Raw genomic sequence first — 24,642 nt, forward strand, 5'->3', positions numbered from 1 at the left:
GTTGTGGTTGGCAACTCCTGTAGCGGTGGCGACCGAGTCCCGAGCGGCCGAAAAAAAACCGCCCGCAGGCGGTTGCTGGCGCTGGGTGCAACGCGCTCACCCGGGTGGCGCGAGCACGCGCATCTGGTCGCCCCAGGCGTTGGGCCAGGGGCGGCGCATCACCTTCTCCAGTACGGCGTCGGGCGAACCCGCCAGCCGTTCCACGACATCCGGGGCCAGGAGCGTCAGCCGCATGACCCGGCGTACCTGCGTCACGTCCATGCCTTCGGCCTCGGCGATCTCGGCTACTGATGCCGCCCGCTGCTCATCCAGCAGGCGTTGCCAGTGGTGCGCCAGTCCGAGTGCCCGCATCAACGCGGTGTCCTGCGCGGCCGACCGGGCTTCTCGCTCCCGGGTGGCCTCGGACAGAAATTCCTGTGGCGCGTCCAAGGGCGTGATGACCTGCTTCTTCAAGCCCCGCTTCACCAGTGTCCAGGGTACGAACGTTTCCAGTTGTACGCCGCCAGCCGGGCTCGGCAGTTGATAAGTGACCGGATCACCCTTGAACCGGCCCCGGTGCTTCTTGCTCATGCGTCCTCCTCGAAGCGCTTCACGATCTGGCGCTGCGCCTCCCAATCGACCGGCAGCGGGTTGCGCTGGAACCAGATCAGGTTCATCCGGCGCGGCTGCCGTCCGGTCATCAGCAGTTCGAGGATGTCGGGCGCGAGCAGGCTCAGGCGCATCAGTTCGTTGGTGACCGAGGGGTGTAAGCCTTCGGCCCGGGCGATCTCCGAACCACTCTTCATCTCGCCGGTGTCCACGAGGTGCTGCCAGTAGAAACCGCGTGCCACCCCCTCCAGCAGCGTCACATCGTGAACGTGGCGCTCGTCGGCGGCCACCCGCCGCGCGCCCCGGCGGCGAAACGTCAGGGGCACGAAGGTTTCCAGTGTGTCGTCCATCAGGCTTCGACCTCCACCAGCTCCGCGCCGATGCCCCTCGGGGCGAACTCACCGATCAGGGCGTCCCAGCCCAGCTCCCGCCACTTCACCTTGATGCCCTGCACCTCGCCGACGTGGACGAGATCGATGCGCTCGATCATCAGGTTGGCGATGCGGTGGCGTTCGACCGGGAACAACTGATCCCACACGTCGTTGAGCCGTCCCATCGCCATCACCGTGGTGGCCTCGTCGACCTGACCACCGTTGCGCTGGATGTGGCGCACCACCGATGCGATGGATTCCGGGCTGGTCAGCACGGTGCGGATTTGGGCCACCACTGCCGCCTCAATCTCCTGCGCGGGCAGGCGTTCGTAGCTCTTGCCCGGTGCGCCGAACCGGCTTTCCGACTTGGACACGTAGTAGTGGTACTTGCGCCCGTTCTTGCGCGAGTAGGTCGGGTACATCCGTTCGCCCGAGGGGGCGTACAGCAGGCCACGCAGCAAGGCGTCGGTACGCGACCGGATCTTGGTTTCCACCGAACGGGCGTGCCCATCCCTGGCCAGCACCGCGTGAACCTTGTCCCAAAGCTCTTGGTCGATGATCGGCGGGTGAGCGCCGGGGTACCAGTTCCCCTTGTGCGACAACTCCCCCAGGTAGATGCGGTTGCGCAGCAGCTTGTGCAGGTACTTCTTGTCGATGCGCGTGCCGCTGCGGGTCTGGCCCTCCTGCGTCGTCCAGGCCTTGGTCGTGATGCCGTCGGCAGTCAGATTGACGGCGATCTGGGTTGGAGAACCAATGGTCAGCATCTCCTCGAAGATGCGACGCACCACTGCCGCCTCGGCCTCGTTGATGACCAACAGGCGGTTGTCGACGTCGTAACCCAGGGGCGGGACGCCGCCCATCCACATCCCCTTGCGCTTGGCGGCGGCGATCTTGTCGCGGATGCGCTCGCCGGTGACCTCACGCTCAAACTGGGCGAAGGACAGCAGGACGTTGAGCATCAGCCGACCCATCGAGGTGGTGGTGTTGAACTGCTGGGTGACCGACACGAAGGACACCCCGTGGCGTTCGAACACTTCAACCATCTTGGAGAAGTCGGCCAAGCTGCGCGTCAGGCGGTCGATCTTGTAGACCACCACGATGTCGATCTGGCCGCGCTCGATGTCCGCCATCAGGCGTTTCAGCCCCGGCCGATCCGTGTTGCCGCCAGAGAAGCCGGGGTCGTCGTAGTCGTCGGCCACCGGAATCCACCCCTCGGATCGCTGGCTGGCCACAAAAGCGTGGCCCGCCTCCTTCTGCGCGTCGATGGAGTTGAACTCCTGGTCAAGCCGTTCATCCGAGGACACCCGGCAGTAGACGGCGCAGCGCTTGCGGGCGCGGGTAGCGGCAATCTCGCTCATCGCGCACCTCCCTTGCTCAGGCCAAAGAACAGCGGCCCCGACCAGTGCGCGCCCGTGATGTGGCGGGCCACCGCCGTCAAGCTCTTGAAATTGCGCCCCTGGTACTCGAACAGCCCCTCGGCGGTGACTGTCACCCGGTGCTCGCGTTCGCCCCATTCGCGCAGCAGGATCGTGCCCGGCGCGAAATCGAACTCGCGCGGCTTGGCCCGCAACTTGATCTTGGAGTGTTTTGCGCCGATGGCTTCCAGGCGCTGCTTGGTTTCGGGCGCAAGGCCACCGAAGGCTTCCTCCTGAAGCTTGTAGGCGAGGCGGGACTCGACGTGCGTGCGATTGGGGTAGTCCGGACGGCGCGGAAAGTACCGATCCCACACCGTCCAGAGCTCGGACATCGGCAGGCAGGCCAGCTCCGCGATCCGTGCCGCGACGGATGCTTGTTTCTCGTTCATCACAACTTCTCCTCTTGATAGGGGGTTGTATGAACGCGCTGGTCGGGCAGGAAGCCAAGGCCAACTTCTCTCTGTTTTGGCTCATCCGCGACGAGGGTGCGGACGATGGCAGCCGCAAGGATGGCGGCGATTTCGCCAGCACGGGCGCTGGCGCTCATCTCCGAGGGAGATGCAAGTTCGAGGTTCTTCATGACGGCTCCGAGGAATTGCAACCGTCAGGGATAGTGAGCCCGATTTTCCGAAGTAAATCTCAACGCTGATTAATCGGCGCGGCTCGATGGGCGGGCGCTGGTCGCTACGCTTTGACGAATGGCGACAGCACCTGATGCAGAAGATGGCGTGGCGGCGCCTCAGCCAAAATCGGTGCAAGCAAGGCTGACAGTGGCTGCTGATCGACACCCGCCTGCGTGCTCGCCTGCTGCAAGGCATGGGCTGTGTCCAGGATGTCTGCGCCGGTGATCTCATAACCGTGGCCACGCGCAATCCAGCGCAGCGCTGACAGAGCGGCATGGATGGCGAACTGCGGTTGGTCGACTGCGAAGTCTCTGGCGGCGCGGGTCAAGGTCCGGGGATCAGTAGGACTTTGATTGGCGAGTTCAGCGGCGAGCGCAAACAGGCCCGCATCCTTGGCCGCAGCGAACCATTTGCCTTCTGTGCCGGGCGTGCTGGCGACCAGATCCCGCAGTATGAGCTCCGGTGGAACGTGGCTGTACTTCTTGGCGATGGCACGAAAGGTGGCCAGGTTCGTGGTGCCTTGGTTGGCCTCGATGGCATAGCGCCGGTAGGCTTCATCGGCCAAGCCTGACGACAGCAGGATGGCCTCGCAGGCCTCAGCGATCTGCCAGCCCGGATCGTTGAGTCCGCGTGAGTCCTCGGCATAACGGATCGCCTCGGCTTTCTTGCCCATCGCGGCCAAGGCCTTCACCCCCCAGCGTCGGTCGTGCCACCACTTGAACCGCGCCTTGTCGATCAGGGCCAGCAACTCGTCATGACGACCTGCCGCGAACAGCGCGGACAGACAGGCGCTGGTGCCCTTGAAGTAGCCATGCCCAGATGCGCTCGGACTCCACACGCTTTCAACGACAGGGATGAACTCATCGGCCCAGCGCGAGGCCATGTCCGGCGTCACACACAGTTCACCCCAGTGGTCGCCCAGCAGTTCGATGTAGGGTATTTCATCGTCCTGCAACGCCTGCCACAACCGATCCAGCCAGCGTTGCCGCTGTTTGGGCTCGACGTTGGCCTTGACGATGAGGGGCACCAGGGTCTCGATGGCTTTGTTCACGGCGGAGCCCAGCGCCCCGGAGGAGCTGTCTACCTGCTCCAGTGCGGGCGAGATCTTCTCCAGCAAGGTAACGGCACCCTCGGCGGCCAGCACCGGCTCCTTGCGGGCCACCTGCTTGATCTCGGCCAAGGCCTCCTTGATGCGCTGGATGGGCGTGTCCGAACGCCAGCCGAAGGCATGCCGCCGAAACCGTGATGCGAACTGCCATTTGTACGCGACGCCGGTCATGCATCCTCCATGACTTCGGAGGCGGCTTCTGGCTGGTCATCGTCCTCGACAGGGGCGTCAACGGTCGGCAGATTCAATTGCCAGGCATGCGAGCCTTTGACCCGAACGAGGTAGTTGCGCCACGGTGAGTTTTTACTGGTGAACAGGTTGGATGGCGAAGCGCAGCCCGTGTCCTCCATCAGCTTCTTGGTGTTCACGTGCGGCGAGCCCGCTGCATGGGCATCGACCAAACGCTGCAGCACCATGATCTTGGCTTTGTTCGTCACCTTCCACGGTGCTTGTCCAGGGAGGTATAGCGTGGCGGCATACCCATCCGGAGAAAGCTTCAGCGCAACCGAGGTGCCGCCCATGGCAGCCAGTTGCCCGTGGCGATAGGCCAGCTTCAACTGCGCCAAGTCGATGGCCGTCGTTGCACCAGCAGCAGACAGCACGTCCTCGATGGGTATCACCACGTTAGTTCCGGCAAACGGAAAGGGTTCCGATGCCGTGGTCAGCAGGATGCCGGGGACGCTGCGTGGACGCAGGCGCAAGGCGGTATCGACCTTGGCGTACTGGCGCTCGCTGGACATCTTGGCCGCGAAGTACAGCGCAATGTCATGGCCATCGATATCAAGCTCCCCCAGAAAAATCGGCTCTTCGTCCTGGTGCTTGCCACGCACACTCTGCAGTGCAGTGCCCAGCGCCGTGATGATCTCCTCGCGCAGCCAGTTCAGGTGCACCTTCCAGCGCCGGGCGTGCTTGGCGGGCAGCACCACATCCGCCCCCGTCAGTGGATCGCGGTAACGTACCTGATTGCCATCGGCACAGCGCTCCAGTTTGACGCTGGTGTGCTCACCGTTTGCCAGTTCGACGACCTTCTCGATGATCCGGTCACCCTCCGTGATGATGCCCTCGTCCTCGAAGCGGTCGATGTCGATACCAAGTTGCGCCAGGGCGAAGCCGTCCATCGTGTTGGTGGCGTACTCCAGCAGGCGTGCGACCTGCACCACCAGTTTCGGGTCATCGATTCCTGACCCCGGGTGCAGGGGCTTGAGCACGCCCAAGGCTTCGAGCAACTGCGTCCCAGCCTGCCGCAAGCGTGCGTCTTTCTCGCCTTGCAGACTGCATCGGCCGGGCTCGGCCAGCACGATGGACAGCGGCGTTTCAGCCGTTTCGCCATCGAACACCAAGTCGGCCACCAGGGTCACGCCAAGGATGGCACCGGGTTGCGAGAACGGGTGGTTGCTCCAATGTTCATGGATGACTTCGTGCAGTTCCGCGCAGCTGTCGATGTGCAGCGAGACGGTATCGGTCGCGTGCCCGAGCAAGGCCTTCGCTTCAGTGAGATAAAGGCGCTCGACGCGCACGCCATCGAGTTTGGGTTTCGTGTCTTTCAGTGGCAGCGCGAAGCGGGACAGGTCATACCGTGAGCGATTGAGCGGTCGGCTCGACAGCGGAGCCTTGAAACCGTGTTTGGACAGCACATTGGCCAGTGGGGCCCGTGTCGACAGGGTGTGCGCATAGACCTCCACCACCTTGCGGTCAGGGGCGTAGACAAGGGTCGCGTCCCGCGCAGGGAAGTAGCAGAAGCTCTTGCGGCTGCGGTTGAGCATCTGCACAGCCGTGACCTGGTCACCCGCAAAACGCACCACCAGGTAATGCGTCAGCTGGGTGTCGCCGTTTTTCTTTTCTTCGGCCATCTGCACATGGATGACCTCGCAGGGCTCGGCCAGCCGCATGGTGCTGGTGAGCTGCGACTCCAGATCCTTCTTGATGGCGTCGTTCCAGATGAACGGTGGTGCGTCATCGCAGGGGATGTCAAAGGCATCAAAAAGGCGCTTGTTGCCCCGGATGTCGCCGGTGTTCAGGATCGATTCGGCAACATCAAACAGTCGCGCCGCGTCATCGGAGTGGGTGCGCATCCAGACCGAACGACCGATTTCGCCGCCGTCTTCGGCCAGAAAGGCAGCGATCAGCTCGTTGTCGTGCAATTGGTCTGCGACGGTGGTGAGAATCTGCGCACCTCTGGGCGAAGCCAGGCGCAGGATGCGCAGTGCCTCGCGTTCGGCGGGGTCACGTTGCTCTTTGCGAAGGTGCCGGACGTGCTCGATCAGTGCGGTGGGGAGTGTCTCCGCGTCTTGCGACCAGTCAAATCCTCGGGCCAGTGCCTGACACTCCTGCAGACCGCTGAAGCGCTTGAGGTTGGTCACATGCGCCTTCTCGATCAGTTCGAGCAGGCAGTGCGCGTTGGTCAGGGTCTTCTTGCCCATTGATTCTCCCTTCGGCCGTTTACATGGCCACAGTCCATTGGCGCATGACCGCCACCGATTGAGTCAGGCCCTGCGCCTGCAGGGTGTCCAGGTATTCATCTGCTGTCTTGGGCGGGTTCTTGAGTGAGCGCCGATGGTGAGCTACGGCCTCCAACACACCCGCCGGGAACAGATCCAGCAAGTCGACGATGAAGTCGTCGGGGTGTTGGGCCACGAGGTTGTAGGGTTTGAGCGCCTCAGGCGGGAAGTCCTTGAGGTTGAAGGTCACGATCAGGCTCGCGCCCGAGTGAATCGCGGCGGCCACCACATGACGGTCGTCCGCGTCGGGCAGTTGGATCGACGGGATCAGGTACTCAAACCCGGTGACCAGGCTGTCGCGGACATGGCTGTTCATCAGCTGGCGTGTTCGGTTCAACTGCTCGGCTGTGAGATCGGGCCGACTGGCCAGCACGTTGCGCGTCCACTCGTCGTGGATCGTGTCACTCCAGCGCGCCCGGTACAGATCCGACAGCGCCAGATGCATCAACAGATCGCGCAACGGTGCCGGGTAGAGCACGCAGGCGTCATAGACGACGGTGAAGTGCGAACTCATCCAGTCAGTACCCCATGCCGAGTTCCTGGGCCTGGGCCGCCAACTCATCCAGCGCCTTGCGGCGTTCCGCATCGATGCGGTTCTTGTAGGCGATCACATCCTGGTAACGCACGCGGCGATGGGTGCCGATCTTGTGGAACGGGATGTCACCTTTCTCCAGCAACTGGACAAGGAAAGGCCGGGAGACGTTGAGCACGTCGGCGGCTTCCTGCGTCGTCAGCTCCGCATGGATCGGAATGATGGATACGGCGTTGCCCTGGCCGATCTCGGTCAGCACATCAAGCAGCAGGCGCAGGGCCGACGTCGGGATCGACACGGTGTGCACTGCGCCCTGGTCGTCATGGAAGTCGATCTGCTGGGTATCAGCACGGGTCTTGAGGACGGTCGACAGCGCCCGGCCGGACTCTCGGGCCAGGGCAATGTCTTCGGCAGAAGGCAGGGTTTTGGGGATGGCGGGAGCGTTCATAAGGGGTCTCCTCGTCGGGTCAAGGTACGCATTGAAGCCATTATAAACGAAATAACCGAAATCGCAATATCCGAAACAGAGGCGAAGATTCAATATAGATCAACAACTTACAAGAATTGCCGCACGGATCATGCGACGGCTGCTTGCCAGTCAAAGCCAAAAACGGACATGCGCAAGCCCAAGACATGGAGGAATTGAATAGGAACTCCCAAACAAAAGGAGTTCCACCATGCAAAAACACCCTGCACCTGTTCAATCCGCGCGGACCTTCTTTCCGCCGCTGCCAGAGGGTGAGCCACTGCTCGCGCTCAACGAGTTCGAACTTGCCGCCCGCTGGCGTCTGTCCGTCCACACCTTGCGTCGGTGGCGTCAAGACCAGCTGGGCCCGATCTTCTGCAAGGTCGGCTCGCGCGTCACCTACCTGATCTCCGAGATCGAGGCCTTCGAGCGGCGTGTTGCGCGCTACTCGACCTTCGCCCGTGCGTATCAGTGAGGAGGACGGCCATGAGCGATCTGACTATCTTCCCCGCCGACATCGCCGAGATGTCCGTCAGCCAACTGGCCGCACTGCCGCCCGAGCAGAAGCGCGAGATCGACAAGAACCTCGACGCGGCTATCGACTGGCTCAAGAAGGCGCGCACCAAGTTCGATGCGGCGCTCGACGCCGCCTACGGGGAGCAGGCCCGCGCCGCGCTGCGCGAATCCGGCCGCGATTTCGGCACCGCCCACATCAGCGATGGCCCGCTGCGGCTCAAGTTCGAGTTGCCCAAGAAGGTCAGCTGGAACCAGCAGCAATTGACCGAAATCGCCGAACGCATCGTGGCGTCAGGCGAGAAGGTCGAGGGCTACCTCGACATCAAGATGTCCGTCTCCGAACCCCGCTTCACGAACTGGCCGCCTGCCTTGCAGCAGCAGTTCGCTGCCGCTCGCACCGTGGATTCCGGCAAGCCGTCTTTCACTCTTTCCCTTGATTCGGAGTAATGGCCATGAGTGCAATCATTCCCTTCCAGTTTGAAGCGCACGCTGTGCGCGTTCAGGTCCGCCACTCCTTTCAATGGACGCGATGCCGCACCAAGGCGGCAGCGCACACGGTCGGAATCGTTGCCATGCAGAACATTCGAGAGCCTGTTTGGGGTCGAAGTTACGGGCGTGTGGCCAGTATGTCGATCAAGTCCTCTCTTGACACGTCCATCTTGCACGGACACGTCATGCAGACCGGTGTGATCTCGACGATCCAGGAATCGCCGTTTCCCCTCGGAAACGCTGGGTGTCGCGTGATGCGGTACAGGCCGGTCGGCAGGTCGCACACGTCCATCTTTGCAAGATCGACATCTGCCCCGTTGGCATCACGCAGTCGCTGCTGCTCGCGGTTGCGCTGCTCATACTCGGGCCGATCATCACGGTAGTTGCGCCAATAGTCCTGATGGCGCTGCGACCACGCCTGCTGGGCGGCGCGCTGGTTGATCCGGTAGTCTGGATCGGACTGGAGCTTGGACCGTTGCCACTGGCGCTTACGGGCGCGCTGGCAGTCAGGTGCAGAGCAGTAGGCTTGGTCGGGAACTTGAGGGCGGGGCACGAAGTGCAAGCCGCAGCAAGCGCAGTGCTTGGTCGTCATTGGTAGGCTCCATACAAAATTCGTATGGAAACCCGCGAGCAGATTGGCTATTTCTGATCGCCCACCTTATCCGGCAAATCTCCTGTCAGCCAGCCAGGCCACGAAGGTGGCCAGTTTCAGCGCACGCTGCAGGGGAGTCCTGGACATGTGCGTGGACGCGATCACGCGAAACGCAGGAATGCCGCGATCAGGCCCAGGAAAATGACGCCTTGCACTTGGGGACTCTGGGGCGTTTCACCCAACAGCCATGTAGCGTAGGTTTCGCAATTGCGGTCCAGCAGTCGGTAGGGGCCCCGGTGCTGCAGCGATAGGGTGAGCCGCTGCATGATTTGCGCCCGCTGCTCGGGTGCGGCGCGTCGGATTTCTTTGATGGGCCGACCTTGTGCGAACTCCGCGAAGGTCACGACGTGTTCGCCGTCCGGGGTCAGGTGCGCGACGTTACCGTCGGGCAGTTGAACGCCCCAGTGTTCCCCCAGGCCAGTCAGCTTGGGTCGAGAAACGATTCTGATCGGATGGATGTTGAAGAACAAGAGAGCCTCCTGATGTCGTCGTCTGCATTGACGCAGCGCCCCGGCCGACGCCCGCGCAGGGCGGGCATCGGGGGCAACAACGATTACTTGCCTTTTGACTTGCTGGGACTGGCCTTTTGGGTCAGTGCCGATGCCGCCACGGATTTGACGGATGCAGGTGTACGTGGATTGCTCAACAACTTGGCGGCTGTCGATGCCACGCGGGCGGAGGTCTGTTCGTTCGTAGGTTTCTTGGAGGACATGGGATTTTCCTTATCAGTTCGCGGAAAGAGGGAAAGACGGGAGTCAGGTCCTGCTGACTCCCGCCCGGGATGGATCAGGCAAACAATTGCATCTGACCCGGATGCGAGCGCCAGTGCTGACACACAGCCTCCCGGCGTCCGAACCGGAACCGGGTGTATGCGCGCACGAAGACGCTCTTCCATCGGTGGTAGGCCATGGCCAACTCCTCATGAAAGTTGAGGGGGTTTGGGCTTGCCAGCACACCGCGAACTGGTAAAATCCGCTGTCCGTTCAAGACATGATGTGCATGGGTGGTTTGGTAGCCCCCTATTCACCTCACCAAAGGCTCTGGAGTGTTGGTAGCACTTCAGGGCCTTTTTCTTTGGTGTTGGCGGCTGGGCACTGGCCCAACTGCGGCAACACCGTGATGTCTGTCGGCACGGGCACTGACTCGATAGCGAGTTCGATTCCGTACTGGCAAGTGGATTCTATGATAATCCCGAAAAAGGATCAATGCAAATGGTAGATTCCCTTTTTGGGACTTTTGTTCATTGATCCAGTAGCTGACTGACCTGTCCCGTCTTGCCGATGAGGTGCGAGAGCAGGCGGAAGTTCTTCTCTTCGTGGCGCAGACGTCCTGCCACGATGGCCGGATGCACGCCGATCTCATCGGCGAAAGCAATGGCGTCTTCGGACAGAAGCGTTGTCCGCACTTTGGCCGTACGCCAGCTCTTTTCAGGGATCAATGCTTCCCCGGCCATGGCATCGGCTTCCGCTTCGACCTTTTGGGGATTGCTGCGATCCAAGTCGTCGATGAACACCGGTGCCTCGGCTGTCAGATGCTTGGCAACGTGCGCCAACTCGTGGAGCAAGGCAAACCAGAAGTTGTCGAATCGGTCATGTCGCAACGTCAGGGCGACGATCGGTCGATCGTTATCGAGCATTGCTGCGCCATCGAGGAACGTGCGTTTGAAGTGCTTTTCGATGACGAGCGTGATGCCGTGGCGCGCAAGGTACTCGCGCGCAAGTTTTGGCCCCTCATCGAATGTGGACAGCTTGGCCAGCTCACGCATCCAGGCCGGTGTGATGGTTCCGTGCTTGTACTCTCTGACGGCGTTGACGGCTCGCGCTTGTCGCAAGACGCACATACGCCAAGCCAAGAGGGCCATCTCATCGGCTTGGCGATCCCCGCGCTGATGCATCGGAGCGCGCAGAAAAGCCGGACTGACTTGCTTGGGCAGCAGGTCTTGCATGAATTTTCTGACCAGATCTTCGGCGTATTCTTTGAGACGCTGTGCATTCCCTTCGAAATCCCCGAAGCAGCCTCGCTCCAGCATTTCCTTGAGTGGGAACCGTGTGAAGTCCATCTCCGGCTCCTGATCGACGACCGAACTGTCCGTTTCGACGTCTTCGATCAGGATGTCTGCGGGGATGCCCAAGCCCTGGTTGAGTCGGCGGATCATGGGCAGGGACAGTGGGCGCTTGCGCGACAGCACCTCCGAGACCTTGGAGATCGAGCCGATGTAAGGGATCAGATCCTTGCGGGAGAGCTGCATCTGATCCATGCGGAAAAGAATCGACTCGATCGGGTCGGCCTTGACCGGGGGAACGGTTTGGCGTTCGAAGTCCTGGATGACCAAGGCCAGCAGCTCGAGCTCGTTTTCTTCTTTAGAGTTGGCCTTGGGGTCGAGCGACATGAGCGCAGACAAGCGCGCCATCGCTGCTTCGTAGTCTTCCGCACTCTTGATGATCTTCACATTCATCGCCATCTCCACCTGTCGTTTGCTTGCCTTACACACGTCTGCCTAGAACTTTTTCTTGTCGTACTCGGCATGTGTCCCGACCCACTCCACCACCACCAGTCCGTTCTGATATCGGACCTTGACCACAAGCCGATATGAGTTGCCCTTGATGTCAAAGATGACTCTGTTGTCGGCCAAGAAATCCGCGCTTCTGTATCTGCGCTTGATGTCATGCGACGTTTTCCAGTTCTCACGCTCGACATCCGTCTGCCACGCGTCCAGTGGCCCACGCGAGGCTGCATGATCTTTTTTGAACGCCTCGAGGATGGGCAAACCCAGAATTCGCATGTAGGGACGATGTGTTCATGGTCAGGCTTGCATTGTATTTCCCAAAAAGGGAAATGTCAATGACGGACCTCGATGAAGCGAGGGAAGTCGGTGCAAACCATCGACCGGCGGACAGTCACCAGTGGCATGTTCGAGAGGCTGGCAGGAAGCTCGTGAGCCCGACACGGCGCTGCTCGACATCACATAGTTGCTGGATGGCGGGGTAATTGGGCCAAATCGTCGAATCCACGCCCTCAAGACCCATGCAGTACTATCTGGTTCTGAAAGCGGACGCGGGTTCGGTTCCGTGTTCCACCACCAATTCAGTGTTCAAGGGCGTTCACCATCATCCGGTGAACGCCCTTTTTCTTTGTAAATCAACATAATTGTGTTCGTTCTTGTCCGTTGACGTTCGCGTGCAGCCACGGTAAAACCGGGGAACAGACCGGGGAACGCATCCCCAAAAAGGCTGTTCCCCGGGGTTTTGTTCCCCGGTGTCGCCTGTTCCACGACTTAGCCACCGACATGCTGACCGACAAACACTGCAAAAACGCGATCTGTCCACCTGACAAGAAGCGCATGCGATTCACCGACGCCCAAGGCCTCTATTTGGAGGTCAGCCCTGGGGGGTCAAAGCGCTGGTTCTGGAAAACCTACGTCGATGGCAAGGAGGGAAGGCTGGCCTTGGGCAGGTACTGCCCGCCGATGACCAGCGGCTCTTCGCTCCAGTCGAACTGGAAGGCTTCGCCCATCTCAAAGCTCAGCGGCTCAATCGTTCCATCGTCTCCACGATCTCCTTCGTGGGGACGATCCTCGATTACCGCCTTCGCTTCAAGATGGGTTTACCGGACGCATACGTTCCAACAACCTTGAAAGCCCCGTCATCCCGATTGAGGTCGCGACCTCAGCGAGGCGTCGAAACATAGCGTTGGCGTTGGGACCAATCACTGCGGGTGGAGATTGACGGACTCGAACGAGGCTATGAAACGGCCACAAGTTGTAGGGCTTTGTTTGCGCCACCTGCATGGTGTTCAGCAGGCCCTCGTAAACGCCACCTGCCTCTGCAAGTTGCGAGTAGAGGCAAAGCACTTGACGAAGCTCAGCCTGCTCAAATGGCGCCGCTTTGGCTCCGAGTATCTGCAGTTCGTGGAACACTTCATGAGCTGTGACAACAGTGTTCCAACCAGCTGCCTGAGCTCCTCGGAATTCACCCGACAAAGCTGCTGCAGTGTCAATTTCGTTGATCCTGCACGCATATGCGAAGAGGTAGGTGAACTGTCGATTTAGCTCACGGAGATACGTCTGCGGTTCCATTCTTTTTCCCAAGATAGCCAGTCGCTGATTGGATTCACCAAGCGGCGACAACGCATATTCAAGAACCCCAAGGCTCAGGAGAGCAGCAACCCCGCCACCCGATCCCGCAACCCCTCCGGCGTCACGTTCTCCGCCGGGACCGGTGCCCCCACATTCAGCCCCACCCGGTTGAACAGCCCGCGCCGGAACGGTTTGACCATCGCGGTCGGCTGGCCGCCGCTGAGTTCGATGCGGCTGAAGTAGGAGCCCCAGAGGTTGGTCAGTGCCATCGGGATCACGCTGACGTCCTTCACACCGTCGACCTTCGCCGTTTCGAGGATCTTCATGATCCCGCCCTTGAAGGGTTGCAGCGTGCCGTCTTTGGTGATCGCGCCTTCGGGGAAGATGCCCAGCAGGTCGCCTTCGCGCAGCACCTGGGCCGACTCTCGGAACGCGGCTTCGTAGGCAGCCGGGTCCTCCTTCTGCGGCGCGACGGGGATGGCCTTGGCCAGCTTGAACAGCCAGCCCAGCACCGGCACCTTGAAGATGCGGTGGTCCATCACGAAGCGGATCGGGCGCGGGCTGGCGGCCATGAGCAGCACGGCGTCGACGAAGCTGACGTGGTTGCACACCAGCACCGCCGCGCCTTCGGTCGGGATGTTCAGGTCGCCGGTGACCTTGAAGCGGTAGACGAAGCGCGAGGCGATCCAGGCCACGAAGCGCAGCAGGTACTCGGGCACCAGCATGAAGATGTAGAACGCCACCACCGCGTTGGCCAGGCCGATGATGAGGAACAGCTCGCTGATGGTGAAGCCCGCGCTCAGCAGCGCGCCGGCCAGCAGCGAGCTGGCGATCATGAACAGCGCGTTGAGGATGTTGTTGGCCGCGATGATGCGGGCGCGGTGCGTGGGCTGGCTGCGCATCTGGATCAGCGCGTACATCGGCACGCTGTAGATGCCCGCGAACAGCGAGAGCAGCGCCAGGTCGGCCAGCACGCGCCAGTGCGCCGCTTCGCCCAGGAACTGGCCGAGCGTGAGCGACACGGTGTGCGGTGGCAGGCCGCGCGAGGCGAAGTAGAGGTCGACCGAGAACACGGTCATGCCGATCGCGCCCATCGGCACCAGGCCGATCTCCACATGGCGGCGGCTGAGGATCTCGCACAGCAGTGCGCCCACGCCGATGCCCACCGAGAACACCACCAGCAGCAGCGAGGCGACCTGTTCGTTGCCGTGCAGCGTGTCGCGCGCGAAGGCCGGGAAGTTGGCCAGGAACACCGCGCCAAAGAACCACATCCAGCTGATGCCCAGCAGCGAACGGAACACGACCACGTTGCCGTGCGCGAGCTTGAGGTTGCGCCAGGTTTCGGTGAACGGGTTCCAGTTGATCCGCAGCGCCGGGTCGGTGGCGGGCGAGACCGGCACGGCCTGCGCCAGCACACGCCCCAGCAGGGCCAGCAGCAGGCAGGCCGCGGCCACATAGCTCGGGCCGACCAGGGGCAGCGCGATCAGCAGGCCACCCGCGACGTTGCCCAGCAGGATGGCGACGAAGGTGCCCATCTCGACCATGCCGTTGCCGCCCGTGAGTTCGCGCTCGTTCAGGTGTTGCGGCAGGTAGGCGAACTTGACCGGACCGAACAGCGTGGAGTGCAGGCCCATGAGGAAGACGCAGCCCAGCAGCACCGGCACGTTCTGCTGCATGAAGCCCCAGCCGGCCAGCAGCATGATGGCGATCTCCAGGTTCTTCACGAAGCGGATCAGCACCTCCTTGGGGTACTTGTCCGCCAGCTGGCCGCTGGTGGCGGAGAACAGCAGGAAGGGCAGGATGAAGAGTGCGCCGATGACCAGGCCGGCCATCGAGGCCGGCAGCCACTGCACCTGCAGCTGGTAGGTCACCAGCACGGTGAAGGCGAACTTGAAGACGTTGTCGTTGCCCGCGCCCAGGAACTGCACCCAGAAGAAGGGGCCGAATCGGCGTTGCGTGAGCAGGGCGAACTGGTTGCTGTGCGTGGCGTGTGCGCCGGTGTCGGCGCTCATCGCCGCTTGCGGGGTGGACATTCGGGTCTCCTCCTGTGGGGTCCTGCGGGTGGGGTTCACGCGGCGCGGCCCGCTGCATTCTGCCGCAGGCCGTCCGGCAATCCGCCCGCGCGCCGAGGCGCCAGCGCCGCGATGACGGGCCAGGCCGCCAGGGCCGCGACCAGGTGCTTGAGGCTGTGGCCAGAAACCGCGCCGGCGGTCGCGCGGAACACGGCTTCGTCGCCCAGCTCCAGCAGCTTGGCCAGCGCGTACAGGCCGATCAGGGCGCCCAGGCGGATGCCGATGGCGCCCGCGACCGGCGTGAGCAGCGCCAGCCGGACGATGAGCGCCATGCCGCCGAACTGCAGCACGGCCCAGGGCAGGACGTTGCCGTTGGACGCTGGCAGGATGGCCGAGAGCAGCGCCAGCGGCAGCAGCACCCGCAGCGCCTGCCGCGCCGGCACCTGGCCCACGCGTTCGGCCACCGCCATCGCGAGCGCACCGGCAAAGGTCACCGCCATGCCGAGGCGGTCCCAGACCAGGCCGGTGGCGTCGGGCGCCCAGTGGTACCAAGCCGAGCCGAAACCGGTGGCCACCAGGCCGGCGAAGAACATCCGGGCTGCCTGCCGCGTCGCGGCGGGCAACGCGCGGCGCCGCATGACCAGCAGGCCCCAGAGGCCCGCCAGCGCCAGCGGGGCGTTGGTCAGCACGTCCATCGCGTTCGGAACACCCAGCAGGATGCGCGCATCGACGAAGGGGTGGCCGTGTGCGTGCAGCTGCGCATGGCCGTGGGCGTTGAGCGCGAGGCCCAGCGCCTCGGCCAGCGCAGGGCCGGCGGTCAGCGCAATCAGCCAGAGCAGCAGCAGAGCGGCGGCCCAGCGCCCGAAGGCGGGAGAGGGAGCAACGGCGGGAAGGCGCATGGAAGGACACTCGTGGGTCGGTGGAACGGCGGGCGCAGTGTCCCGGCCGACCCCTCAGATCAGGGCGCACCGTGCGATACAGTGGCCTTCCTCTTCACCACCGGTATCGCCATGCGGTACCCGCACCGCATGAGCACCACCCTCGACCTCGTCGCCACCATCAAGAAGGAACTCAAGGCCGCGCAGATGACCTACGCCGACCTGGCGCAGGCCCTCGGCATGGCGGAGTCCAGCGTCAAGCGCATGCTGGCCAAGGGCGACATGTCGCTGTCGCGGGTGGACGAGATCTGCCGCGCGCTCAAGATCGACTTCGCCGAACTGGCGCGCCGCGTGGCCGACGCGCAGCCGCTGCTCAAGGAAATGACGGCCGAGCAGGAGCGCGCCGTGGTGGCCGACAAAAAGCTGCTGCTGGTGGCGATCTGCGTGCTCAGCCAGTGGACGCTGGAGCAGATCACCGCGGCCTACCGGCTCACCGAGGCCGAATGCGTGAAATACCTCGCGCAGCTCGACCGCATCGGCATCATCGAGCTGAGGCCGCTCAACCGCTACCGCCTCAAGCTCGCCAAGACCTTTCGCTGGCGCCCGCACGGCCCGGTGATGAACTACTTCCGCGAGCACGCGCTGCTGGACTATTTCGCAGGCGGCTTCGACGGCGCGGGCGAGGGCGTGATGCTGGTGCACGGCTCGGTCAGCCGCGCACTGGCGCCGGTGTTCCTTGAAAGGCTGCAGAAGGTGGCGCAGGACTTCGCGCAGCAGCACCAGACCGACCAGAAGCTGGCGCACAAAGACCGCGAGGGCTACACGCTGGTGCTGGCGATGCGCAGCTGGGAGTTCGAGGCCTTCAGTCGGCTGCGCCGGTGAAGGCTGCCTTTGCCCGTGCTGGCATGATGTCGGGCTTGCCCGGACCCCGGGCTGTTTCATTTCTGCTTCGCCATGACCGCTTCCGCCGACCACGACATGCCCGACAACACCGCTGCGGCGCCCGCTGAAAGCCCTGCCACCCAGCCCGCCAGTGACGCCCGCCCACCGCGCCGAAACGAACGGCCACGTGGCGGCCGCAATGGTGGCAATCAAGGCGGCCGCAACGGCGGTGGCCGGCGCCCGCAGGCCCCAGGAGCGGCCAGTGCCGAGCGGCCCGCCCAGGCGGCACCTGCGCGCCAGCACCCGGTGCTGGACCAGCTGGCTTCGCTCTGCCCGGTGCTGTTCGGCGAGACACCGCTGCCCCTCAAGCGCGGCATCTTTGAAGACCTGCTGGCCGCCCACCCCGGGGTGCTGGAGAAGGACAGCCTGAAGGCCGCGCTGGCGCTGCACGCGCGCTCCACCCGTTACCTCACGGTGATCGCCTCGGGCCAGCAGCGCCACGACCTCAGCGGCCAGCCGGTGGAAGCCCTGACGCCTGAACAGGTGCACCACGCGCTGATCGAGGTGTTCCGCCGCCGCGGCGCGCGCAGCCGCGAGGACCTGCGCCCCAAGCTGCGCCAGCGCATCCTCAAGGCCTACGAGGCCTCGGGCCTCTCACCCGACGAGTACCTGCAGCGCGTGCACGGCCGCGACGAGGAGGTGAACCAGATCAGCCGCGACGCGCTGGCCGAGGTCAGCGCCCGCGCCGCCCGCGAGGACGCGCTGCTGCGCGCCTTCGAGGCCAGCGGCAAGGGCATCAACGAGTTCGCCGACATGTACGGCCTGCACGTGCTGGACGCCAACCGCTCGCTCGAGCGCGCCCGGGCGCGGCAGGCGGCCGCTAAACCACCGGCGCCGTGAACACCGTCAGCACACCGGTGTAGCCGTAGAGCTGCTGGTGTGCGATCTCGCCACCGGCGAAGAAGCCCACCAGCGGCACGTCGCCCAGCGCGCGGCGCACGATCTGCAGTTCGGCGCTGGGCGCCCCGAAGTGCAGCCCCCCACGGCCCGAGCAGCTGACGTAGATGGCGCCGACGATGTGGCGCGCCGCCACCGGCTCGGGGTCGGCCGCCACCATGCTGGAGCCCATGCCAAGGGTCTCGGGCTCCAGTTCTTCGCGGATCTCGCTGCAGACACGGATCAGGTCGGCGCGCGCTGCCTGCATATGGCGCTCACAGAAAGCCAGCCGCGCGCCCAGCGGCGGGTGCTCGGCCACCGCCACGCCGTGGCGGGCCGGGTCCAGCCCGATGATGTGGCGCACCATGACCTCCGGACCGAACTGGCCGCGCGCATGGCGCTGCGCGGGCGCATCGTCCTGCCGGTGCTGCGGCAGCGTGAGACCGACCAGGGTGCGGCGCAGCCGCTCCATGGCCTGCTGCGGCTGCGCCAGCGACACACCCAGTTCGCGCAGCAACACGTCCAGCGCGGCTTCACCATCGAGTTCCAGCACCAGGTTGCCCTCGACCGCGGTGATCGTGCGCTCGCGGTCGATCGGCTGCGCGCCCTGGGTCACACGCGAGATCAGCTCCACATCCGGACCGAAGGCCACGCCGCTGATGCCGCCGCTGAACACCCCGCCCACCGCCCCCTGCCCCCGCAGATGGCCGGCGCTGCTGGCCGCGAACTGCACGCTGGCCGAGCGACTGCCCACCAGGCCACCGAACACATAGCCCGACTGCGTGCGGTCGGCGACCTCGGCCACCAGCTCACCCAGGTCGTGCGCGCCCGGGTCGGCGTGCAGCAGCGCCGTGTGCGCGACGAAGCCCGACGGCTCGCTGCCGCTGGCCGGCAGCGGCGCGACACCGCTGAAGACGCGGTACTGGTCGGGGCTGAGGTCGCACAGCATGACCGCCAGCGCAGGTTCGTCGAAGTACTCGACGTTGTTGGCCGCGATGCCAACCCCCACGGTGCCGGACCAGTCGGTGATCTCGGGCAGCTCGGCGCTCAGGTGGTCGAGGATGGCCTGCGCCTGGGTGGCGTAGTGGTCGGTGATGTAGAGCAGACCGAGCGACGGCGTGGCGGCGTAGGCCGGCAGGGCCATCTGCGCGCGCAGCTGGGCCAGCACCAGGGCCGCGGCCATGCGCCACTGCGGGTGGGTCGCGTGGGCGTAGGGAAACAGCTTCATGGCGGTGGCAGACCTTCCCGGAGTTCAGCGACGGCGCGGGGCCTTCTTGGCCGCGGTCTTGCGGACAGCGGTCTTCTTGGTCGCAGGGGCCTTGGCGGCGGGCGATTTTTTCGCGGCCGCACCGGACGCCGGCAGGAAGCCAGGGAAGAACGCGGTGGGCATGGGCCAGTCGCCCGCACCCAGGGGCTGTGTGGGCGCGGCAGGTGCAGCCTTCGTGGCTGGTTTCTTCGCGGCAACCTTCTTGGGTGCGGCGCGGCGGGCCTTCGGTGCGGGCTTTCTGGCGGCCGCCGGTTTGTCCGCCGCCGACGAGCCACCAGTGACGGCGCGCACCGCCGCCGAGCCCATGCCGGCCGCGCGGCCGACGGTGTCGCCCACCGAGCGGCCCGCCTTGGCGGCCATGCCCGTGGCGGTCTTGACCGCCTGCTCGGTCAACCCGCTGGCCACGTTGCGCGTGGCGTCCAGTGCGCCCTGCTTGGCCATGTCCTTCATCGCGGTGCTGGCGATCTGCTGGAACTGCTGCGACAGCGCGCCCCACCAGGCCATGGGATCGACCACGCCCGGCGCGGCATCGGCTGGCGGCGCAGCCTTGGCGGCGGGTTTGCGGGGTTTGGGCTGCGCGGCGGGCCCCGGAGCCGGTTCGGCCGCCTCGGACGGGGCGCCGGGGTTGCCGTAGGTGCGCTCGGGAATCTCCAGCCCCGCGAACTGTGTCGGCACCTTGCCGGTAAGGCCCGACACCGTGTCGGCCGCCTTGAGCTTGAGCGCGTTGGCCACATCGCCGAGGTTGAAGTTCATCGCCTTGAGCGTGGCCAGCGACATCTTCTGCACCTCCAGCGCCTGGACGGTCGCGCCCAGGGCCTTGGCGTTCTGGTCGAGCCAGAACTGCACCGCCTTCAATTCCTCGATGCGCTTTTCCAGGTCCTCGACGTTGAAGGTCGGCGCCACCCAGTGGCCCAGGTTGGGCATCTGCGGCAGGCTCTTGCCCAGGCCCTCCGCGACGCCGCCGGCGGCCTGCCCCGCGAGGTTCTGCAGGAACTCGAAACCGGGGACGAACTTGCCGAATCCGCTGGTGTCGCTCATGGCGGTCTCCTGGTGGAACATGGTCAGGTGTCGGCACCGTAACGCGGCGCACGGCGCTCGCGCAAGGATGCCACACCTTCGCGCACATCCGGTCCGGCAAAACCCATGAATTCGAGCGCCAGCGAGGTGTCGAAGGCCGGGCCGGCCTGGCGCAGCCAGTTGTTCAGCGAGTACTTGGTCCAGCGGATGGCGGTCTGGCTGCCCGAGGCGAGGCGATCAGCGACCTCCCAGGCCTTGTCCAGCAGCGCGTCGTCGTCGACGGCCAGCGACACCAGGCCGATGCGCTCGGCCTCCTCGCCGCTGATCGGGTCGCACAGCATCAGGTAGTACTTGGCCTTGGCCAAGCCGCACAGCAGCGGCCAGACGATGGCGGCGTGGTCGCCCGCTGCCACGCCCAGGCGGGTGTGGCCGTCGACGATCTTCGCGCTTTTCGCGGCCATCGAGATGTCGGCCAGCAGGCCGGCCACCAGGCCCGCACCCACCGCCGGGCCGTGCATCGCGCTGACGATGGGCTTGTCGCAGTTGATCACGTTGTAGACCAGGTCGCGCGCCTCTTTCCAGACCCGGGTGCGGACCTCGAAATCGGTCGCCATGTCCTGCACCAGCGCCAGGTCGCCGCCACCGGAGAAGCCCATGCCGCTGCCGCGCAGCACAGCGCAGCGCACGCTGTCGTCGCGGCCGACGTCGCGCCAGATTTCGCTCAGTTCCCAGTGGCCCTCGTGGCCGGCGGTGGGCAGCTTGCCATTGCCGCCGGGGCCGTCGGCCTTCATGCGGATGTCCAGCACCGAGGGCACGCCGTCCACGGTCGGTCCGCGGCGTGTGATGTCGAGGGTCTGGTAGCGGCTGTAGTCGACAGCGGACATCGTTGTTTCTCCTGCAGATTCTTGAAAGTGAAGCCGCCGATTCTGCGTGGGAATGCCGTGTTTTCCGCCGGGGATTTCCCCTTGGCAACGGGCCTGAACGGCGGCAGGCTTGACGCTGATCAAGGCAGTCACACACAGTCGGGCGCACCATGAAACCGTGGTCCCAGGACCCGCCCGACCCAGAACCCACACACGAGGAGAACCATGAACACCCCCATTTCCGACACCTTCCGACAGCAGCTGCAGGCCATGCGCGCCGACGTGCTGGCGCAGCTGCGGGCGCAGCGTGGCGGCAAGATCGGCCGCGCCGAGGCCGCGGCCAACGCGCGCGAAACCGAAAGCGACGACTGGGCGCAGGCCGATGCCGAGCGCGACCTGGCGTTTGCCATGGAAGAGCGCGAGTCGGCCGAGCTGGTCGCCATCGACGAGGCGCTGCAGCGCGTGGCCGACGGCAGCTACGGCCTGTGCGTGGACTGCGGCGATGCGATCGCCACCGCCCGCCTGCACGCCAACCCTGTGGCCCTGCGCTGTGTGGCCTGCCAGGACAAGGCCGAACAGGCCAGCGGCGCCACCAAGCCGGCCGGCTACTGATCTTTTTTTCTTTCCTCACTTTTTTCAGGAGTACTTTGCATGACCACATTCCACGCCGTCGTCTGGATGGACCACAGCCAGGCCCACGTGCTGATGTTCGACAAGGAGCACATCGAGGCGCAGCGCGTCAAGGCGCGCCAGCAGCACACGCCCAAGCACGGGCACGTCGGCGCCGACAAGGACTTCTTCAAGGCCATCGCGGACTCGCTGGAGGGTGTATCCGAGGTGCTGCTGACCGGTCCGGCCAGCGCCAAGATCGAGTTCCGCGACTGGTGCAAGCACAACGCGCACGCGACGGACAAGGCCGTGGTCGATGTGGTCAACAGCGACCACCCCAGCGATGCCCAGCTGGTCGCGATGGCGCGCCAGTATTTCCTGAAGTTCGACCAGAAGGCCGCCGACCCGACACAGCGCTGATATCCTGCGCGGATGACCTCCAGCACGCTGCCCGCCCGAAGCCTGTTCCACTTCGCCTTCCACGTCACCGACCTGGACGAGGCCCGGCGCTTCTACGGCGGCGTGCTCGGCTGCACCGAAGGGCGCAGCACCGACACCTGGGTCGACTTTGACTTCTTCAGTCACCAGATCTCGCTGCACCTGGGCGAGCCGTTCAAGACCACGCGCACCGGCCGCGTGGGTGAGCACCTGGTGCCGATGCCACACTTCGGCCTGGTGCTGCTGCTGTCCGAGTGGCGCGCGCTGGCCGATCGCCTGACCGCTGCGGGCGTGGACTTCGTGCTGCCACCGCAGGTGCGCTTCGAGGGCCAGCCGGGCGAGCAGTGGACCATGTTCTTCTGCGACCCCTGCGGCAACCCGATCGAGGTCAAGGGCTTCGCCAGCACCGAGGCCATCTTCGCCGCCTGAGCGCCGTGAACGGCCTGCACCTGACCGCCGACCTGCGCGGCTGCCGCTGCGACCAGGCCTGGCTGACCGACGCCGAGCGGCTGCTGGCCGCCTCCGTGCAGCGGGTGCAGGCCAGCGGCCTGCAGGCCGTGGCGCAACTGGGGCATCGCTTCCCCGACACGCCGCAGGGCCCGGGCGGCGTCACCGCCACGGTGCTGCTGGCCGAGTCGCACCTGTGCGTGCACACCTGGCCGGAGTCGCGCAGCGTGAGCCTGGACGTGTACGTCTGCAACTTCGGCGCCGACCACTCGGCGCGCGCGCAACAGCTGATGGATGCGCTGCTGGTGTTGTTTGCACCGGCCGAGGTCGTCCGGCGTTCGGTCGAGCGCGGCGCGGCGCCCGCCGCCTGATCCCTCTCGTTCAGCCGCGCAGCCGGCGCGCGATGTGCTGCCCGGCCAGGTGGCCGCGCGTGAAAGCCTCCTCAAACACCGAGTAGCCGGCCCAATCGGCGTGCGCGAACACCAGCCGGTCGTCGTGCCACGGCCCCTCGTACAGCGATCCGGGCGCCGGGATGGCCATCGCATGGCCGTAGCGCGTCACCGCCACCTCGCGCACCCGCGCCGGCAGGTCCGGGTGCGGAAGCGACAGCTCGGCCAGCGCGCGGTCGCGCCAGTGGGTCCAGGGCCGATCCAGCAGCGCCTGGCGCGCGCCCGGCTCGTCGCCCAGCGGCAGGTACCAGGTCCACACGCGCGGCCCGGCCACCCGCTGCAGCGACTGGTGGCTGGCGTCCACATAGCCCAGGCCGGCGGTGCCATAGGTGACGTTGTCCCAGCCTGGGTGGGCGCCGCCGCGGTCCTTGGGAGCGTCGTCCAGCAGCAGGTTGACCACGGCCCAGGGCGCCATGCGCAGGCCGGCCGCCCGCGCCGACACCACCGGCGGCAGCGGATCGATCACCCGCCGGGCGATGAACACCGGCAGCGCCACCACCGCCGCGCGGGCCTGCCAGCGGGTGATCCGCCCGTCGTCCGGCGACACGCTGTCGACCGCCACACCCTGGCGCCCCGGGCGCACGCGCAGCACGCCCTGCCCCGTGTGCAGGCGGTCGCCCAGTCCCATGGCCAGCCGTTGCACCAGCCAGGCGTTGCCCTCGGGCCAGGTCAGCAGGGGCTCGGCCTCGCCCTCATCACCCGGTGAGGGAAAGCCGTGGCGGCTGGCGAAGTAGTGGATGCCGGCCCAGGCACTCACCGCGGAGGCACCGGCGCCGTAGTCGTCGCGGCAGGCGTAGTCGAGGTACCAGCGCAGCTGCGGGTCGTTCAGGCCATGGCCATCGAGCCACTGCGCAAAGCTCTGCGCCCAGAGCGCGCGCACGGTGTCGGTCACCGGCACGCGCACCGCCGGCATGGCGTAGCGCTGCGAGCGCCGGGCCTCGTCGATCAGGCGGCTCAGGCGCCGGTACTGCTCCAGCGTGGACGCCGCCACACCGTCCAGCGGCAGCAGGCCGTCGTGCCAGGTGCCGTTCCAGTACAGACGCTCCTGCGGGCTGTGGCAAAGGTGGCGCTCGTCGTAGGTCCAGCGGCCGGCCACGCGCTGGCGCAGGCCGATCTGCTCCAGCCAGCCCTGCAGCTCGGGCGCGTCGTCCGAGGGCACGGGCAGGTAGTGCGCGCCCAGTGGACAGGCCAGACCACCCAGCCGCCCGGCGCGCGCATTGCCGCCGGCCTCGGGCTCCAGTTCCAGCAGCGCGAAGTCCTCGATCCCGGCCATCGTGAGCGCCCGCGCCGCCGCCAGCCCGGCCACGCCACCGCCGAGCACCAGCACGTCGGCGCGGCGCTGTTCGGCCGGCTGGGCCAGCGCCGCATCGCGCCAGCGGTGGCCGCGCGCCGGGTCGGGTCCGGTGAAGCCGCCCGTCACCTCGCTCGGCGCCGGCTGGCAGCCGAGCAGGCCCGCCCCCGCCGACGCGCCCAGCCAGCCCAGGCAGTCGCGCCGCGTCAGTGACATGGGC

The 24,642-nt window shown here is 65.3% G+C and carries 29 protein-coding genes and 1 pseudogene; 9 read left to right on the forward strand and 21 right to left on the reverse strand.

Annotation, left to right across the window (positions count from 1 at the left end; genetic code table 11):
• Window positions 1-96: 96 nt before the first annotated feature.
• From DD542_RS16705 to DD542_RS16745, 9 genes are all read right to left on the reverse strand, one after another.
• A complete protein-coding gene (locus DD542_RS16705) occupies window positions 97-570 on the reverse strand; it encodes a hypothetical protein (RefSeq protein ID WP_127806417.1) in 474 nt (157 codons plus the stop codon).
• Window positions 567-938 carry a site-specific recombinase resolvase gene (locus DD542_RS16710; RefSeq protein WP_127806418.1) on the reverse strand — a complete coding sequence of 124 codons (372 nt, stop codon included), beginning with the start codon at window positions 936-938 and terminating at the stop codon, window positions 567-569. The genes DD542_RS16705 and DD542_RS16710 overlap by 4 nt, the downstream gene beginning before the upstream one ends.
• Window positions 938-2,317 (reverse strand): recombinase family protein, encoded by a 1,380-nt coding sequence (locus DD542_RS16715; RefSeq protein WP_127806419.1) that lies wholly within the window; start codon window positions 2,315-2,317, stop codon window positions 938-940. The genes DD542_RS16710 and DD542_RS16715 overlap by 1 nt, the downstream gene beginning before the upstream one ends.
• Window positions 2,314-2,763, reverse strand: a complete 450-nt coding sequence (locus DD542_RS16720) for a DUF2924 domain-containing protein (RefSeq protein WP_009238673.1) — start codon at window positions 2,761-2,763, stop codon at window positions 2,314-2,316. Before DD542_RS16720 ends, DD542_RS16715 begins: the two co-directional genes overlap by 4 nt.
• Entirely contained in the window at window positions 2,763-2,954 is a 192-nt protein-coding gene (locus DD542_RS16725; RefSeq protein ID WP_127806420.1) for a hypothetical protein, read from the reverse strand. The genes DD542_RS16720 and DD542_RS16725 overlap by 1 nt, the downstream gene beginning before the upstream one ends.
• A gap of 104 nt (window positions 2,955-3,058) precedes the next feature.
• Window positions 3,059-4,276, reverse strand: coding sequence for a hypothetical protein (locus tag DD542_RS16730; RefSeq protein WP_115044009.1), 1,218 nt, complete (start codon window positions 4,274-4,276; stop codon window positions 3,059-3,061).
• Window positions 4,273-6,525 carry a hypothetical protein gene (locus tag DD542_RS16735; RefSeq protein WP_004629245.1) on the reverse strand — a complete coding sequence of 751 codons (2,253 nt, stop codon included), beginning with the start codon at window positions 6,523-6,525 and terminating at the stop codon, window positions 4,273-4,275. Before DD542_RS16735 ends, DD542_RS16730 begins: the two co-directional genes overlap by 4 nt.
• 19 nt (window positions 6,526-6,544) lie before the next feature.
• The gene (locus DD542_RS16740; protein WP_115044013.1) at window positions 6,545-7,117 is read right to left on the reverse strand and encodes a PIN domain-containing protein; all 573 of its coding nucleotides are present in this window, start codon (window positions 7,115-7,117) and stop codon (window positions 6,545-6,547) included.
• A 4-nt stretch (window positions 7,118-7,121) separates the two neighbouring features.
• Complete coding sequence (locus DD542_RS16745) at window positions 7,122-7,583, reverse strand: helix-turn-helix domain-containing protein (protein WP_004629250.1); 462 nt, start codon at window positions 7,581-7,583, stop codon at window positions 7,122-7,124.
• Window positions 7,584-7,812: 229 nt separating this feature from the next.
• Here DD542_RS16745 and DD542_RS16750 point away from each other — a divergent pair, with 229 nt between their 5' ends.
• Together DD542_RS16750 and DD542_RS16755 are read left to right on the forward strand one after the other, a co-directional pair.
• Window positions 7,813-8,076, forward strand: coding sequence for a hypothetical protein (locus DD542_RS16750; protein WP_004629251.1), 264 nt, complete (start codon window positions 7,813-7,815; stop codon window positions 8,074-8,076).
• Window positions 8,077-8,087: 11 nt separating this feature from the next.
• On the forward strand, window positions 8,088-8,564 hold the full coding sequence (locus tag DD542_RS16755) for a hypothetical protein (protein WP_127806421.1): 477 nt from the start codon (window positions 8,088-8,090) through the stop codon (window positions 8,562-8,564).
• Between the two features lie 160 nt (window positions 8,565-8,724).
• Here the strand turns inward: DD542_RS16755 and DD542_RS16760 are convergent, their stop codons facing one another.
• The 5 genes from DD542_RS16760 to DD542_RS16775 form a co-directional block, all read right to left on the reverse strand.
• Complete coding sequence (locus tag DD542_RS16760; protein WP_004629343.1) at window positions 8,725-9,198, reverse strand: hypothetical protein; 474 nt, start codon at window positions 9,196-9,198, stop codon at window positions 8,725-8,727.
• Between the two features lie 161 nt (window positions 9,199-9,359).
• Entirely contained in the window at window positions 9,360-9,728 is a 369-nt protein-coding gene (locus tag DD542_RS16765) for a hypothetical protein (protein ID WP_004629345.1), read from the reverse strand.
• A gap of 83 nt (window positions 9,729-9,811) precedes the next feature.
• Entirely contained in the window at window positions 9,812-9,970 is a 159-nt protein-coding gene (locus DD542_RS23610) for a hypothetical protein (RefSeq protein ID WP_004629348.1), read from the reverse strand.
• Between the two features lie 528 nt (window positions 9,971-10,498).
• Window positions 10,499-11,713 (reverse strand): ImmA/IrrE family metallo-endopeptidase, encoded by a 1,215-nt coding sequence (locus DD542_RS16770; protein WP_004629352.1) that lies wholly within the window; start codon window positions 11,711-11,713, stop codon window positions 10,499-10,501.
• Between the two features lie 42 nt (window positions 11,714-11,755).
• Window positions 11,756-12,040, reverse strand: coding sequence for a type II toxin-antitoxin system HigB family toxin (locus DD542_RS16775; protein ID WP_004629355.1), 285 nt, complete (start codon window positions 12,038-12,040; stop codon window positions 11,756-11,758).
• A gap of 504 nt (window positions 12,041-12,544) precedes the next feature.
• On the opposite strand from DD542_RS16775, the pseudogene DD542_RS24010 reads away from it, so the two are divergent.
• Window positions 12,545-12,715, forward strand: a pseudogene (locus DD542_RS24010) (Arm DNA-binding domain-containing protein); the annotation flags it as partial.
• Window positions 12,716-12,850: 135 nt separating this feature from the next.
• On the opposite strand, the gene DD542_RS16785 reads toward DD542_RS24010, so the two are convergent.
• The 3 genes from DD542_RS16785 to DD542_RS16795 all read right to left on the reverse strand — a co-directional run bounded on the left by DD542_RS16785 (window position 12,851) and on the right by DD542_RS16795 (window position 16,244).
• Complete coding sequence (locus DD542_RS16785) at window positions 12,851-13,333, reverse strand: hypothetical protein (RefSeq protein WP_127806422.1); 483 nt, start codon at window positions 13,331-13,333, stop codon at window positions 12,851-12,853.
• A 74-nt stretch (window positions 13,334-13,407) separates the two neighbouring features.
• Window positions 13,408-15,366, reverse strand: a complete 1,959-nt coding sequence (locus tag DD542_RS16790; RefSeq protein WP_127806423.1) for an MFS transporter — start codon at window positions 15,364-15,366, stop codon at window positions 13,408-13,410.
• Between the two features lie 35 nt (window positions 15,367-15,401).
• The gene (locus DD542_RS16795) at window positions 15,402-16,244 is read right to left on the reverse strand and encodes a hypothetical protein (RefSeq protein WP_127806424.1); all 843 of its coding nucleotides are present in this window, start codon (window positions 16,242-16,244) and stop codon (window positions 15,402-15,404) included.
• A gap of 129 nt (window positions 16,245-16,373) precedes the next feature.
• On the opposite strand from DD542_RS16795, the gene DD542_RS16800 reads away from it, so the two are divergent.
• Window positions 16,374-17,105, forward strand: coding sequence for a helix-turn-helix transcriptional regulator (locus tag DD542_RS16800; protein ID WP_127806425.1), 732 nt, complete (start codon window positions 16,374-16,376; stop codon window positions 17,103-17,105).
• A 72-nt stretch (window positions 17,106-17,177) separates the two neighbouring features.
• Window positions 17,178-18,005, forward strand: coding sequence for a ProQ/FINO family protein (locus DD542_RS16805; RefSeq protein ID WP_127806426.1), 828 nt, complete (start codon window positions 17,178-17,180; stop codon window positions 18,003-18,005).
• Here the strand turns inward: DD542_RS16805 and DD542_RS16810 are convergent.
• The 3 genes from DD542_RS16810 to DD542_RS16820 are packed head-to-tail and all read right to left on the reverse strand — an operon-like array spanning window position 17,986 to window position 21,209.
• Complete coding sequence (locus DD542_RS16810; RefSeq protein ID WP_127806427.1) at window positions 17,986-19,269, reverse strand: FIST N-terminal domain-containing protein; 1,284 nt, start codon at window positions 19,267-19,269, stop codon at window positions 17,986-17,988. The genes DD542_RS16805 and DD542_RS16810 overlap by 20 nt on opposite strands.
• Before the next feature lie 24 nt (window positions 19,270-19,293).
• Window positions 19,294-20,346, reverse strand: coding sequence for a PhaM family polyhydroxyalkanoate granule multifunctional regulatory protein (locus tag DD542_RS16815; protein ID WP_079364293.1), 1,053 nt, complete (start codon window positions 20,344-20,346; stop codon window positions 19,294-19,296).
• A 23-nt stretch (window positions 20,347-20,369) separates the two neighbouring features.
• Window positions 20,370-21,209, reverse strand: a complete 840-nt coding sequence (locus DD542_RS16820) for an enoyl-CoA hydratase/isomerase family protein (RefSeq protein WP_127806428.1) — start codon at window positions 21,207-21,209, stop codon at window positions 20,370-20,372.
• A 204-nt stretch (window positions 21,210-21,413) separates the two neighbouring features.
• On the opposite strand from DD542_RS16820, the gene DD542_RS16825 reads away from it, so the two are divergent.
• Genes DD542_RS16825 through DD542_RS16840 form a run of 4 tightly spaced genes read left to right on the forward strand, consistent with a single transcriptional unit; the run spans window position 21,414 to window position 23,053 of the window.
• Entirely contained in the window at window positions 21,414-21,800 is a 387-nt protein-coding gene (locus tag DD542_RS16825; RefSeq protein ID WP_066157336.1) for a TraR/DksA family transcriptional regulator, read from the forward strand.
• A 39-nt stretch (window positions 21,801-21,839) separates the two neighbouring features.
• Complete coding sequence (locus tag DD542_RS16830; RefSeq protein ID WP_066157339.1) at window positions 21,840-22,217, forward strand: hypothetical protein; 378 nt, start codon at window positions 21,840-21,842, stop codon at window positions 22,215-22,217.
• Window positions 22,218-22,229: 12 nt separating this feature from the next.
• On the forward strand, window positions 22,230-22,664 hold the full coding sequence (locus DD542_RS16835; RefSeq protein ID WP_127806429.1) for a VOC family protein: 435 nt from the start codon (window positions 22,230-22,232) through the stop codon (window positions 22,662-22,664).
• A gap of 5 nt (window positions 22,665-22,669) precedes the next feature.
• On the forward strand, window positions 22,670-23,053 hold the full coding sequence (locus DD542_RS16840; RefSeq protein ID WP_079364291.1) for an S-adenosylmethionine decarboxylase: 384 nt from the start codon (window positions 22,670-22,672) through the stop codon (window positions 23,051-23,053).
• Between the two features lie 10 nt (window positions 23,054-23,063).
• On the opposite strand, the gene DD542_RS16845 is transcribed toward DD542_RS16840, so the two are convergent.
• On the reverse strand, window positions 23,064-24,638 hold the full coding sequence (locus DD542_RS16845) for an FAD-dependent oxidoreductase (protein ID WP_127806430.1): 1,575 nt from the start codon (window positions 24,636-24,638) through the stop codon (window positions 23,064-23,066).
• Between the last annotated feature and the right edge of the window lie 4 nt (window positions 24,639-24,642).

This window comes from Hydrogenophaga sp. NH-16 (genome assembly GCF_004006415.1).
GTDB classification, from domain to species: domain Bacteria; phylum Pseudomonadota; class Gammaproteobacteria; order Burkholderiales; family Burkholderiaceae_C; genus Hydrogenophaga; species Hydrogenophaga pseudoflava.

Coding starts and splice junctions, on each gene's coding strand:
- DD542_RS16705 (WP_127806417.1), bottom strand. CDS start 570: ATGAGCAAGAAGCACCGGGGCCGGTTCAAGGGTGATCCGGTCACTTAT.
- DD542_RS16710 (WP_127806418.1), bottom strand. CDS start 938: ATGGACGACACACTGGAAACCTTCGTGCCCCTGACGTTTCGCCGCCGG.
- DD542_RS16715 (WP_127806419.1), bottom strand. CDS start 2,317: ATGAGCGAGATTGCCGCTACCCGCGCCCGCAAGCGCTGCGCCGTCTAC.
- DD542_RS16720 (WP_009238673.1), bottom strand. CDS start 2,763: ATGAACGAGAAACAAGCATCCGTCGCGGCACGGATCGCGGAGCTGGCC.
- DD542_RS16725 (WP_127806420.1), bottom strand. CDS start 2,954: ATGAAGAACCTCGAACTTGCATCTCCCTCGGAGATGAGCGCCAGCGCC.
- DD542_RS16730 (WP_115044009.1), bottom strand. CDS start 4,276: ATGACCGGCGTCGCGTACAAATGGCAGTTCGCATCACGGTTTCGGCGG.
- DD542_RS16735 (WP_004629245.1), bottom strand. CDS start 6,525: ATGGGCAAGAAGACCCTGACCAACGCGCACTGCCTGCTCGAACTGATC.
- DD542_RS16740 (WP_115044013.1), bottom strand. CDS start 7,117: ATGAGTTCGCACTTCACCGTCGTCTATGACGCCTGCGTGCTCTACCCG.
- DD542_RS16745 (WP_004629250.1), bottom strand. CDS start 7,583: ATGAACGCTCCCGCCATCCCCAAAACCCTGCCTTCTGCCGAAGACATT.
- DD542_RS16750 (WP_004629251.1), top strand. CDS start 7,813: ATGCAAAAACACCCTGCACCTGTTCAATCCGCGCGGACCTTCTTTCCG.
- DD542_RS16755 (WP_127806421.1), top strand. CDS start 8,088: ATGAGCGATCTGACTATCTTCCCCGCCGACATCGCCGAGATGTCCGTC.
- DD542_RS16760 (WP_004629343.1), bottom strand. CDS start 9,198: ATGACGACCAAGCACTGCGCTTGCTGCGGCTTGCACTTCGTGCCCCGC.
- DD542_RS23610 (WP_004629348.1), bottom strand. CDS start 9,970: ATGTCCTCCAAGAAACCTACGAACGAACAGACCTCCGCCCGCGTGGCA.
- DD542_RS16770 (WP_004629352.1), bottom strand. CDS start 11,713: ATGAATGTGAAGATCATCAAGAGTGCGGAAGACTACGAAGCAGCGATG.
- DD542_RS16775 (WP_004629355.1), bottom strand. CDS start 12,040: ATGCGAATTCTGGGTTTGCCCATCCTCGAGGCGTTCAAAAAAGATCAT.
- DD542_RS16785 (WP_127806422.1), bottom strand. CDS start 13,333: ATGGAACCGCAGACGTATCTCCGTGAGCTAAATCGACAGTTCACCTAC.
- DD542_RS16790 (WP_127806423.1), bottom strand. CDS start 15,366: ATGTCCACCCCGCAAGCGGCGATGAGCGCCGACACCGGCGCACACGCC.
- DD542_RS16795 (WP_127806424.1), bottom strand. CDS start 16,244: ATGCGCCTTCCCGCCGTTGCTCCCTCTCCCGCCTTCGGGCGCTGGGCC.
- DD542_RS16800 (WP_127806425.1), top strand. CDS start 16,374: ATGAGCACCACCCTCGACCTCGTCGCCACCATCAAGAAGGAACTCAAG.
- DD542_RS16805 (WP_127806426.1), top strand. CDS start 17,178: ATGACCGCTTCCGCCGACCACGACATGCCCGACAACACCGCTGCGGCG.
- DD542_RS16810 (WP_127806427.1), bottom strand. CDS start 19,269: ATGAAGCTGTTTCCCTACGCCCACGCGACCCACCCGCAGTGGCGCATG.
- DD542_RS16815 (WP_079364293.1), bottom strand. CDS start 20,346: ATGAGCGACACCAGCGGATTCGGCAAGTTCGTCCCCGGTTTCGAGTTC.
- DD542_RS16820 (WP_127806428.1), bottom strand. CDS start 21,209: ATGTCCGCTGTCGACTACAGCCGCTACCAGACCCTCGACATCACACGC.
- DD542_RS16825 (WP_066157336.1), top strand. CDS start 21,414: ATGAACACCCCCATTTCCGACACCTTCCGACAGCAGCTGCAGGCCATG.
- DD542_RS16830 (WP_066157339.1), top strand. CDS start 21,840: ATGACCACATTCCACGCCGTCGTCTGGATGGACCACAGCCAGGCCCAC.
- DD542_RS16835 (WP_127806429.1), top strand. CDS start 22,230: ATGACCTCCAGCACGCTGCCCGCCCGAAGCCTGTTCCACTTCGCCTTC.
- DD542_RS16845 (WP_127806430.1), bottom strand. CDS start 24,638: ATGTCACTGACGCGGCGCGACTGCCTGGGCTGGCTGGGCGCGTCGGCG.